Here is an 11,413-nt window from a genome sequence, read left to right as displayed (position 1 = left end):
AAGTTCATCCCTGGGTGTTCTGGATAGCTTCGCGGAGCACCTGGCGGTCGTCGAAGGGACGGACCACGCCGGCGATGTCCTGGCCCTGCTCATGGCCCTTGCCCGCGACCAGCACGGTGTCGCCCGCGGTCGCGCGGCCCACGGCGGCGGCGATGGCGGCGGCGCGCTCCTCGAAGAGCAGCACCTCGCCGCGCTCGTGCGCGGGGACGGAGGCGGCGCCTTCGAGCATGGTCGCGAGGATCGCGAGGGGGTCCTCGGAGCGGGGGTTGTCGGAGGTCAGTACGGCGATGTCGGCGTACCGGGCGGCGGCGGCCCCCATCGGGGCGCGCTTGGTCCTGTCGCGGTCGCCGCCGCAGCCGAGCACGATGTGCAGCCGCCCCTTGGTGACCTTGCGCAGCGCCTTGAGCACCGACTCGACCGCGTCGGTCTTGTGGGCGTAGTCCACGACCGCGAGGTAGGGCTGTCCGGCGTCGACGCGCTCCAGGCGGCCGGGGACGCCGGGCACGGCGGCGATGCCGTCGGCGGCGGTCTGCGGGTCGATCCCGGCCGCGGCGAGGGCGACGAGGGCGGCGAGGGTGTTGGCCACGTTGAAGGGGCCGGGCAGCGGCGAGCGGGCGTGCACGCGCTCGCCGTTCGGGCCGACGGCGGTGAACGTCGAGTCCATGGGGCCGACCTGGACGTCCTCGGCACGCCAGTCGGCGTCCGGGTCGCCCTCGGCGGAGAAGGTGACGACCGGGACGCCCGCCTCGGCGGCGAGCCTGCGGCCGTACTCGTCGTCGGCGTTGACCACGCCGAACCTGCTGCGCTCGGGCGTGAAGAGCTGGGCCTTGGCCTGGAAGTAGTCCTCCATGCCGGAGTGGAACTCCATGTGTTCCGGGCTCAGGTTGTTGAAGACCGCGATGTCGAAGACGCAGCCGTCCACCCGGCCGAGGACCAGGGCGTGGCTGGAGACCTCCATGGCGACCGCCTCGGTGCCGCGTTCGCGCATGACGGCGAACAGGGCCTGGAGGTCGGTGGCTTCGGGGGTGGTGCGCTCGGACTTGATGCGCTCCTCGCCGATGCGCATCTCGACGGTGCCGATGAGCCCGGTGGCGCGTACGGCCTTGAGGCCGCCCTCGACGAGGTAGGCGGTGGTGGTCTTGCCGGAGGTGCCGGTGATGCCGATCTGGAGCAGGTCGCGGCCCGGGTGTCCGTAGACCGTGGCGGCCAGTTCGCCCATCTCGGCGCGCGGGTCGTCCACGACGAGGACCGGCAGTCCGGTCGCCTCGGCGCGCTCGGCGCCGGCCGGGTCGGTGAGCACGGCGACCGCGCCGAGGCTCGCGGCCTGGGTCACGAAGTCGGCGCCGTGCAGCCGGGCGCCGGGCAGTGCGGCGTAGATGTCGCCGGGGCGGACGGCGCGCGAGTCGTGGGTGATGCCCGTGACCTCGGCGGAGCCTGCCGGTGCGGCGATCCCCAGCTGATCGGCCAGCTCCGCGAGGGGGGTGGCGGAGTTCTGAACCGGTCGTGGCGGTCCCGGGTAGGTCACGGAAGCGCCCTTCTGGGTGGTTTGGGACTGATCAGCGTGTGGCACGGCGGTGAGCGTACCGGGAGTACCCGCCTCGGGGCGAAGCGAGGGGCGGGGGCCTGGGCGGTTCCCGTCGTCGGGGGTGATCGTTGTCACGGCTCGTTCCTGGTGGTCGGGGCCCGGTGGTCTGTCGCGGCCGGTCAGGGCTGGTAGGTGACGGGCAGGTTCGCGGCCTTCGCGCCGGTCGGCGGGACCTGGAGGGTCTTGAGCGCGAACTCCATCACCTGCTTGTAGACGGGGCCGCAGATCTGGCCGCCGAAGTAACTGCCGGAGGTGGCGTTCTGGATGGCGCAGTAGACCGTGACGCGGGGCTTGTCGGCGGGGGCGAACCCGGCGAAGGAGGAGGTGTATCCGTGGTACCTCCCGGTGGCCGGATCCACTCGGTTGGCGGTGCCGGTCTTGCCCGCCACGCGGTAGCCGGGGATGCGGGCCTTGACGCCGGTGCCCTGTTCGTCGTCGACCACGGACTCCAGCATCTGGGCGAGGGTGCGCGCGGTCTTGTCGCTGACCACCCGGGTCTTCTCGGGTTCGGGGGCCGGGGCGAAGCGGCCGTCGGCGCCCTTGGTGCCGCGCACCAGGGTGGGCGCGACGCGGACCCCGCCGTTGGCGATGGTCGAGTACACGGACGCGGCCTGGACGGCGTTGATGGAGAAGCCCTGGCCGAAAGGGATCGTGTACTGCTGCGAGGTGGACCACGCGGCGGCGGGCGCGAGGATGCCCGGGGTCTCGCCGGGGAAGCCGAGTCCGGTGGAGCGTCCGATGCCGAACTTGCGCAGATACGAGTAGAGCGTGTCGTTGGCCGCCCGCTGGGTCTTGCCGAGCTGTCCGGTGGCGAGGATGGTGCCGATGTTGCTGGACTTGGCGAGCACGCCGTTGAGGGTGAGGTGCCAGGTGGGGTGGTCCACGTCGTCCTGGAAGAGCCGGTCGCCGCGGTGCAGCCGGTTGGGTACGACGACATGGGTGAGCGGGGTGGCCGCGTTCTCCTCCAGGACGGCCGCCATGGACATCACCTTGGCGGTGGAGCCGGGTTCGTAGGCGTCCTGGAGGGCCGCGTTGCCCATGGCGGCGGAGTTCGCCTTCGTCAGGTCGTTGGGGTCGAAGCCGGGCGAGTTGGCCAGGGCCAGGATCTGGCCGGTGCGGGTGTCCTGGACGACGACGTAACCCCGGTCCGCCTTGGACTTCTTGACCTGCTGGGAGATGGCGTTCTGCGCGGCCCACTGGATGTCGCGGTCGATGGTCAGCTCGATGTCGCTGCCGGAGACGGCGGGGGTCTCGGTGGAGCCCGCGGTGGGCACCTGGCGGCCACCGGACTGGGCGTAGCGGATCTTGCCGTCCTTGCCGGTGAGCTGCTTGTCGAGCTGCTGCTCGATGCCGCCGCCGCCCTTGCCTTCGCTGTTGACCCAGCCCAGTATCCCGGCGGCGAGGTCGCCGTTGGGGTACACGCGCTGGCTGCTGGGGTCGGCGAAGACGCCCGCGAGCACGTTGGCGGTCCCGGCCTTCTTGGCGAGGGCGGCCTTCAGGTCCTTGATCTGCTTCCAGACCTGGGGGGTCTGCCGGGTGGCGAGCCGCGCGTAGCGCGACTCCTTGTCGGCGGGGCGCAGCTTCTTGACGAGCGTGGCCTGGTCCTCGTTGAGGATCGGGGCGAGCAGGGCGGCGGCCTGCTCAGGGCCGTCGGAGATCTTCAGCTGCTTGGGCTGGAACATCATCGGGTCGGCCGTGATGTCGTAGGCGTCCTCGCTGACGGCGAGGGCCACTCCGGAGCGGTCGGTGATCCGGCCGCGCTCGGCGGCGACGGTGTGCACGACGTAGCGGTTCTGCTCGGCCTTGGCGGTGTAGGTGCTCGCGTCCACCGCCTGGACCTGGAGCAGCCGGACCACGAACGCGGAGAGCACGAGGGTGAAGGCGAGGCCGACCAGGCGCAGCCGGGGGCGCGGGCTGCCGAGCCGCAGGGCGGGGCGGGCCGGGGGCCGGGGTCCGGACGGGCGGCGGGCGGGGCGGGCGCCGGGGCCGGGGCGGCCCGGCTGGCGCCGGGGGGCGGCGGCGCGGGGGCGGGGCGGTCCGGCGGCCCCGGGCGCGCGGCGACGCGGCGTTTGCCTGTCGGACACTTCCGTCACCTGCCGTGGGTCGGGGTGGGGGCGGGCTGGGTGCTGCGGGTCCGGTTCCGCGCCGAAGGGCTCGCCGTGGCGGCCTGGGTCGCCTTCCCGGCCGGGGTCGCCGTGGCGGCCGGGCTCACCGGGGCGGAGGGGGCGGCCGGTGTCGTGGCCGTGGGGCTCGGGCTCGCGGCGGGGCTGCCGCTCGGGCCCGTGGCCGAGGCCATCGCCTCGGGCGCGCGCGGGCCGGTGAGCGCGGCGGGGCTGGGCGCGGCGCTCGGCACGCCCTTGACGCTGCCGTCGGGGCCGAGGAAGGCGGGGTCGCCGCCGGGGACCATGCCGAGTTCACGGGCGCGGCGCTGGAGGGCGTCCGGGGAGGAGTAGGAGTCGATGTCCCGCTGGAGGGCCTGCTCCTCGTCGGTGAGGTTCTTGGTGCGCTTCTGGAGGTCGTCGAGCTTGAACGAGCCCTCGCTGAGCGCGGAGTTGAGCATCAGCAGGCCGAGCAGGCCGCCGCCGAGCAGCAGCACGACGAGGAAGACGAAGGGGGTGCGGGCGGCGCGGGCACGGCCCGCCGGGAAGAGCCGGGCGAGCCGTGCGGCCCGCCCTCGCAGTTCGGGTTCAGCGCCCACGGGCCCTCCGCAGGGTCCGGCCGCCCGGTCGGCCCCGTCCGCTCACTCGGCGTCCTCCCTGATCCGCTCGACACCGCGCAGCCGGGCGGGGGCGGCCCGGCGGTTCTCGGCGATCTCCTCCTCGGTGGGGAGTTCGGCACCGCGTGTGAGCAGCTTGAGCCGGGGCTGGTAGCGCTCGGGCACGACCGGCAGTCCGGGGGGCGCGGTGTTGGCGGCCCCGGCCGCGAAGACCTGCTTGACCAGCCGGTCCTCCAGCGAGTGGTACGAGAGGACGGCGACCCGGCCGCCGACGCCGATGGCCTTCACGGCCGCCGGGATGGCCCGCTCCAGGACGGAGAGTTCGCCGTTGACCTCGATGCGCAGCGCCTGGAAGGTGCGCTTGGCCGGGTTGCCGCCGGTGCGCTTGGCGGCCTGCGGCAGGGCGTCGCGGATCAGTTCGACCAGGCGGGCGCTGTTGGTGAACGGCTCCTTCTCGCGCTCGCGCACGATCGCGGAGACGATCCGCTTGGCCTGCTTCTCCTCGCCGTAGGCGCGCAGGATGCGGACGAGTTCACCGGCCGGGTAGGTGTTGAGGACCTCGGCGGCGCTGATGCCGGTCGTCTGGTCCATGCGCATGTCCAGGGGCGCGTCCTGGGCGTAGGCGAAGCCCCGGTCGGCCTCGTCCAGTTGCATGGAGGAGACGCCGAGGTCGAAGAGGACACCCTGGACGTCCGGGATGCCGAGGCGGTCGAGCACTTCGGGGAGTTCGTCGTAGACGGCGTGCACGAGGGTGGCGCGGTCGCCGAAGGGGGCGAGGCGTTCACCGGAGAGGCGCAGTGCCTCCTTGTCCCGGTCGAGGCCGATCAACCGGGCCTCGGGGAAGCGGGTCAGCAGCGCCTCGCTGTGGCCGCCGAGGCCGAGGGTGCAGTCGACGACCACCGCTCCCGGCCGCTCCAGAGCGGGTGCCAGCAGATCCAGGCACCGCTGGAGCATCACCGGGACGTGTCGACTCTCGGTCAAGGGAGCCTCTCAGTTCTGGCGGGCGCACGCACCGCCAGGTCCCCGCCCGCTCCATGAGGAAGAAGGGGAGGCGGCAGGCGCCAAAAGCGTCAGCCGACCGGGAGCGGGAGGAGGCCGAGCCGTACGTACGCGCCGCGCACGCGGGGAGGCGGTCCGGGTGGGTGCCGAGCCGTCTCCTTGGGGTTTTCACCAGCGGGAAGAGCCGGGCCTCCCGCTTCGCGTCACTTTAGTCCACCCTGTGTCGCGGTCAATCAACCGGCCTGCGCGTCGCGTACGGCTTCCGCGCCGGAGCGGTGATCGGCTCGGCCTCACCCGTCCGGCCGAGGTTGGCGCTCCGTGTGGGTTAGCTCACAACAAGCCACGATGGCGTTCTTTGTCCCCTCTCACAGCAGGCCGGGGAGGCGGGTGACCAGTAACGTCGAGACCATGACGACTTCCGCAGCAGTTCCCACCGGACCCGAGAGCGCCATGACGGGCGACGGCAGCGTGACGGACCGCCTGGTCGACGCCAATGAGCGGTACGCCTCGGAGTTCACCGATCCCGGCATGGACGCGCACCCCGTGCTGCGCGTGGCCGTGGTCGCTTGTATGGACGCCCGCCTCGATCTGCACGCGGCGCTCGGTCTGGAGCTGGGCGACTGCCACACCATTCGCAACGCGGGCGGCGTCGTCACCGACGACGTGATCCGCTCGCTGACCATCAGTCAGCGGGCGCTCGGTACGCAGAGCGTCGTGCTCATCCACCACACCAACTGCGGTCTGGAGTCCCTCACCGAGGAGTTCCGGCACGAGCTGGAGATGGAGGTGGGCCAGCGTCCTGCCTGGGCGGTGGAGGCTTTCCGGGACGTGGACCAGGATGTGCGCCAGTCGATGCAGCGGGTGCGGACCTCGCCGTTCCTGCCGCACACCGACGATGTGCGGGGCTTCGTCTTCGACGTGCGCAGCGGGCTGCTGCGCGAGATCGACCCGGCCGGGGAGCGGTCCCCGGACGCGGCGTCCGCCTGATGTCTCCGGGCCGCCTCTCCCCGGCAGCGGGAGGGGCGGCCGGTGGCGGCAGGGTGGCCGGCCCGGTGAAGGGGCGGCCAAAGGCCGCAAGACCGGCATCGCGCGGGCCGTTGTCCACAGGCCGGGCCGGGCAGTTGTCCACAGGCCGTGACACGAATCGATAACGGCGGCAAGAATGCGGGTGTGACGGCGCGCGGATCTGGATTCCGCACGGTGTCCGTGTTTCGGGGTGGGCCGGAGCCGCGTCGCGAGGTGTCGCGGGCCCCGGCCATGGTGAGAACGGGCCGAGGAGGGCCGGGTGACGACCTATGACGATCGAGCGAGCCTCAGTGATCTGACGGCGACGGTGGAGCGGGTGCGCCGTTCGGTGGAGGACGTGATCGAGGGCAAGCCCGAGGTCGTACGGCTTTCGCTGACCGTACTGCTCGCCGAGGGGCATCTGCTGATCGAGGACGTGCCGGGCGTGGGCAAGACCATGCTGGCCAAGGCGCTGGCGCGGTCCATCGACTGCTCCGTGCGGCGGATCCAGTTCACGCCCGATCTGCTCCCCTCGGACATCACCGGGGTGTCGATCTGGGACCAGCAGCGCCGTGACTTCGAGTTCAAGCCGGGTGCGATCTTCGCGCAGATCGTGATCGGCGACGAGATCAACCGTGCCTCGCCCAAGACCCAGTCGGCGCTGCTCGAGTCGCTGGAGGAGCGCCAGGTCACCATCGACGGGCAGAGCTACGAACTGCCGAGCCCCTTCATGGTGGTGGCGACGCAGAACCCGGTCGAGATGGAGGGCACGTATCCGCTGCCCGAGGCGCAGCGCGACCGGTTCATGGCCCGGGTGTCGGTGGGCTATCCGAGCATCGAGGCCGAGCTGCGGATGCTGGACGTGCACGGCGGGGTCTCCCCGCTGGAGGACCTGGAGCCGGTGGCGCACGCGCACGACATCGTGAAGCTGATCGAGGCGGTGCGCGACGTGCACGTCTCGGACGCCGTCCGGCGGTACGCGGTGGAGCTGGTCTCCGCCACCCGCACCCATCCGGACCTCAGACTCGGCGCCTCGCCGCGTGCCACGCTGCATCTGCTGCGCGCGGCGAAGGCGTCGGCGGCCCTGTCGGGGCGGGAGTACGCGCTGCCGGACGACATGCAGGAGCTGGCCGTGGCCGTGCTCGCGCACCGGCTGCTGCCCACCACCGAGTCCCAGATGAGCGGGCGTACGGCCGAGCAGGTCGTGCTGGAGATCCTGCGGCACACCCCGGTGCCCTCGACCGCGCAGCGGGAGCGGGCCTTCGGCGGTGGCCTCGGCCGGGCCGTGCCCGCCTATCCCCAGCAGCCTCCGCGGGGCCTGTGATGTCCGCCGGGGGGCCGGAGCGGACCCCGGGCCACGCGTCCGGGCTCCGTACGGCCCTTTCGGGGCTGACCACCCGGGGCCGTTCCTTCCTGGCGGCGGGCATCGCCGCGTCGGTGTGCGCGTACGTGCTGGGCCAGAGCGATCTGCTGCGGGTCGGGCTGCTGCTCGCCGCGCTGCCGCTGATCTGCGTGGCCGTGGTGCACCGCACCCGGCACCGGGTGGCGTCCGAGCGGCGCCTGTCCCCCGCGCGCGTTCCGGCGGGCGCGGAGGCCCGGGTGAGCCTCTCCGTGGACAACGTCTCCCGGCTGCCGACCGGGCTGCTGATGCTCCAGGACCGGGTGCCCTACGTGCTCGGGCCCCGGCCGCGTTTCGTGCTCGACCGCATCGAGCAGGGCGGGCGCCGCGAGGTGTCGTACCGGGTGCGCTCGGATCTGCGCGGCCGGTACCCGCTCGGGCCGCTCCAGCTGCGGCTGAGCGATCCGTTCGGCATGTGCGAGCTGACCCGTTCCTTCCCGGCGCACGACACGCTGACGGTCGTCCCGCGCGTGGAGCCGCTGGCCCCGGTGCGCCTGGGTGGCGAGGCGCAGGGGTACGGCGACGGGCGGCGGCGCTCGCTTGCCGTCGCCGGGGACGACGACGTGATCCCGCGCGGGTATCGCTACGGCGACGATCTGCGCCGGGTGCACTGGCGGTCCACCGCGCGCCACGGCGAGCTGATGGTGCGCCGCGAGGAGCAGCCCCGGCGGGCCCGCTGCACGGTGCTGCTGGACACCCGCGCGGTGGGCTACGAGGACGCGGGCCCGGGTTCGGCCTTCGAGTGGGCGGTCTCGGCCGCCGCCTCGGTCCTCGCGCACATGCTGGAGCGCGGCTTCTCGGTGCGGCTGCTCATGGACACGGGTGCGACGGTGCCCGGCGAGGGCGGCGCGGGCTTCCCGGGCACGGGTCAGGAGACGGCCGCCTCCTCGGGGCTGATGATGGACACCCTCGCGGTGGTCGACCACTCGGACGGCACGGGCCTGACGCGGGCGTACGACGCGCTGCGCGCCGGGGACGACGGGCTGCTGGTCGCGCTGCTCGGCGATCTCGACGAGGAACAGGTGCGCGCGGTGGCCCGGATGCGGCGGCGCAGCGGGGCCGCGCTGGCCTTCGTGCTGGACCCGGGGGTGTGGACGCGTGATCCGGCCGCGGCGCCGGGCCCCGACGACGCGTGCGCGGAGCGGCTGCGGGTGCTGCGCGAGGCGGGCTGGACGGCGCTCGCCGTGCCGCGCGGTGCCTCGCTGGACGAGGTGTGGCGGCGGGCCGACCGGGAGCGGTCCGGTCTGGTCACGCCGAGCGGAAGGGCGGGGGCATGAGCGGGCGGGCGCGGCTCGCGGGGTGCGCGGCGGCGGCCACGCTGATGACGGCGTGCTCCCTGCTGCCCCTGGTGGACGGGCCCGCGTGGCTGGCCGTGGCGGCGCTGCTCGTGGCGGCGCAGACGGGCGTGGGGGCGGCGGCGCGGCGGGTGCCGCTGGCCCGGCCGCTGACCGTGCTGGCGCAGCTCCTGGTGACGCTGCTGCTGCTCACTCTCGTCTTCGCGCGCCAGCAGGCGTTCGCCGGGCTGTTCCCGGGTCCGGAGGCGTTCGGGCACTTCTCGGACCTGCTGCGCCAGGGTTCGGACGACGTGAGCCGGTACGCGCCTCCGGCGCCGCTGACCGACGGCATCCGGCTGATGCTGATCGGCGGGGTGCTGATCGTGCATCTCCTGGTGGACACGCTGGCGGTGACCTTCCGCGCGGCGGCCCCGGCCGGTTTGCCGCTGCTCGCGCTGTACTCGGTGGCGGCGGGTCTTTCCGGTGGCGCGGCCGACTGGCTGTGGTTCCTGCTGGCGGCGGCCGGTTATCTGATGCTGCTGCTCGCGGAGGGCCGGGAGCGGGTGACCCGGTGGGGCCGGGTCTTCGGGGCGACGGCCCGCGCGCCGGGCGCCGGTGACGGCACGCTGACGGCCCCGGTGCGCACCGGGCGCCGGATCGGTGTGGTGGCGCTGGGTGTGGCCCTGCTGGTGCCGCTGGCGCTGCCCGCGATGCGGGGCGGTCTGCTGGCGGGCACGGGGGCGGGGGCCGGCGCGGGCAGCGGGAACGGCGGCATGATCTCCGCCGTCAACCCGCTGGTGTCGCTGCGCGACTCCCTGAACGTGGACAGCGACCGCCAGGTGCTGTCCCTGCGGACCGACGCCGACGACGTGTCGGACCTGTACGTGCGCATCGTGTCGCTGGACGACTTCGACGGCACGACCTGGAAACCGGCCCAGCGGCACATCGTCGGGGTGCCGGACGGCTTCCCGACCCCGGTCGGGCTCGGCCAGGACGTCCGCCGGTCCACCGTGCGGACGACCGTCTCGGCGGCCGAGTGGTACGCACAGGACTGGCTGCCGATGCCGTATCCGCCGACCGGGGTGCGGATCGGCGGCAACTGGCGGTACGAGCCGGTCGGCATGACCCTGGTCGGCGACCACGGGCAGACGACGCGCGGCGCGACCTACCTGGTCACCAGCCTGGACGTGAAGCCGACGGCGCGGCAGCTGGCCTCGGCGCCGAAGCCGCCCGCCGCGCTGCAGCGGGAGTACACCGATGTGCCGCCGGGGCTGCCGAAGGTGGTGGCCCGGACGGCCGAGGAGGTCACCTCCGGCGCGGCGAACCATTACGAGGAGGCGGTGAAGCTCCAGGACTGGTTCGCGCTGGACGGCGGCTTCCGGTACGACACGCAGGTGCAGGTCGGGCGCGGCCCGAACGCCATCGCGAACTTCCTGCGCGACAAGCAGGGCTTCTGTGTGCACTTCTCCTTCGCGATGGCCGCGATGGCCCGCACCCTGGGCATTCCGGCCCGGGTGGCGGTCGGCTTCGCGCCGGGCACCCCGCAGGCGGACGGCTCGGTGTCGGTGAGCCTGAAGGACGCCCACGCCTGGCCGGAGCTGTACTTCGAGGGGGTGGGCTGGACCCGCTTCGAGCCGACGCCGAGCCGGGGCACCACGCCGTCGTACACCCAGCGGCAGACCCCGAGCAGCGCGCTGCCGGACCCGGAGCTGCCCCCGCGCGGCTCGTCCGTCGCGCCGTCGCCGCAGGACTCGGCGAGCGAGAGCTGCGCGGCCGGTGCGGACGCTGCGGCGGTGTGCCCCGGGCCGTCCTCGGCGGTGGCCTCGCCGGGCGGTGGCGGGGGCACCCCGGGCGGGCTGTGGGCCGCGCTGCTCGTGGTGGGCGCGCTGGCGGTGCTCGCGCTGCCGCTGATGCCGCTGCTGTGGCGGCTGCGGGCACGCTCCCGGCGGCTCGGCGCGCACCCCAGGACCGACGAGGGCGCGGCGGAGCACACGCTGGCGGCGTGGCGGGAGCTGACCGACAGCGCCTGGGACCACGGGATCGTGCCGGACGAGTCGCTGACCCCGCGCGCGGCGGCGGAGCGGATCGTGCGGCTGGGCGAGCTGGACGCGGAGTCCGGGGCCGCGGTGCACCGGGTGGCGGACGCGGTGGAGCAGGTGCTGTACGCGCCCCGGCCCCGCTCCGCGACCGGGGTGGCGGCGGACGTGCGCCGGGCGATAACGGGCCTGGACGCGTCCGCGGGCCGGGCCACCCGGCTGCGGGCCCTGTTCGCCCCCCGCTCGGCCGTACGCGCCCTGTGGGCGGCGACGGACCGGTGGACGGCGCTGCGGGCCCGGGTGGCGGCGCTGCGGCCGGTGCCGGGCGGCGGGCCCCGCTAGCGGATACGCGTGAGGGGTGACCACCGGCTCGGTGGTCACCCCTCACGCATGTCTGTC

8 protein-coding genes are annotated in these 11,413 nt (G+C 73.9%); 4 read left to right on the top strand and 4 right to left on the bottom strand.

Translation table 11 applies throughout. The features are described 5' to 3' along the window. Nucleotides 1–4 precede the first annotated feature (4 nt). The 4 genes from B079_RS0109710 to rsmH are packed head-to-tail and all read right to left on the bottom strand — an operon-like array spanning nt 5 to nt 5,282. A complete protein-coding gene (locus tag B079_RS0109710; RefSeq protein ID WP_199779892.1) occupies nt 5–1,660 on the bottom strand; it encodes a UDP-N-acetylmuramoyl-L-alanyl-D-glutamate--2,6-diaminopimelate ligase in 1,656 nt (551 codons plus the stop codon). A 44-nt stretch (nt 1,661–1,704) separates the two neighbouring features. Next, nucleotides 1,705–3,669: a peptidoglycan D,D-transpeptidase FtsI family protein gene (locus B079_RS0109705; protein WP_018545597.1), complete on the bottom strand. Its 1,965-nt coding sequence runs from the start codon at nt 3,667–3,669 to the stop codon at nt 1,705–1,707. A 5-nt stretch (nt 3,670–3,674) separates the two neighbouring features. Further along, nucleotides 3,675–4,283 carry a septum formation initiator family protein gene (locus B079_RS31620; RefSeq protein WP_018545596.1) on the bottom strand — a complete coding sequence of 203 codons (609 nt, stop codon included), beginning with the start codon at nt 4,281–4,283 and terminating at the stop codon, nt 3,675–3,677. 42 nt (nt 4,284–4,325) lie between these two features. Continuing rightward, the gene (gene rsmH, locus B079_RS0109695) at nt 4,326–5,282 is read right to left on the bottom strand and encodes a 16S rRNA (cytosine(1402)-N(4))-methyltransferase RsmH (protein WP_026248522.1); all 957 of its coding nucleotides are present in this window, start codon (nt 5,280–5,282) and stop codon (nt 4,326–4,328) included. Between the two features lie 426 nt (nt 5,283–5,708). Here rsmH and B079_RS0109690 point away from each other — a divergent pair, with 426 nt between their 5' ends. From B079_RS0109690 to B079_RS0109675, 4 genes are all read left to right on the top strand, one after another. Next, nucleotides 5,709–6,287 carry a beta-class carbonic anhydrase gene (locus tag B079_RS0109690; protein WP_026248521.1) on the top strand — a complete coding sequence of 193 codons (579 nt, stop codon included), beginning with the start codon at nt 5,709–5,711 and terminating at the stop codon, nt 6,285–6,287. 298 nt (nt 6,288–6,585) lie between these two features. Next, a complete protein-coding gene (locus B079_RS0109685) occupies nt 6,586–7,629 on the top strand; it encodes an AAA family ATPase (RefSeq protein ID WP_018545593.1) in 1,044 nt (347 codons plus the stop codon). Continuing rightward, nucleotides 7,629–8,981: a DUF58 domain-containing protein gene (locus B079_RS0109680; RefSeq protein WP_018545592.1), complete on the top strand. Its 1,353-nt coding sequence runs from the start codon at nt 7,629–7,631 to the stop codon at nt 8,979–8,981. Before B079_RS0109685 ends, B079_RS0109680 begins: the two co-directional genes overlap by 1 nt. Then, on the top strand, nt 8,978–11,356 hold the full coding sequence (locus B079_RS0109675) for a transglutaminase TgpA family protein (RefSeq protein ID WP_018545591.1): 2,379 nt from the start codon (nt 8,978–8,980) through the stop codon (nt 11,354–11,356). The genes B079_RS0109680 and B079_RS0109675 overlap by 4 nt, the downstream gene beginning before the upstream one ends. The last annotated feature ends 57 nt before the right edge of the window (nt 11,357–11,413 follow it).

Source organism: Streptomyces sp. LaPpAH-108, assembly GCF_000373625.1.
Classification (GTDB): domain Bacteria; phylum Actinomycetota; class Actinomycetes; order Streptomycetales; family Streptomycetaceae; genus Streptomyces.
The sequence above is the reverse complement of the archived record's forward strand: the minus strand, read 5'-3'. Positions and strand labels throughout refer to the sequence as shown.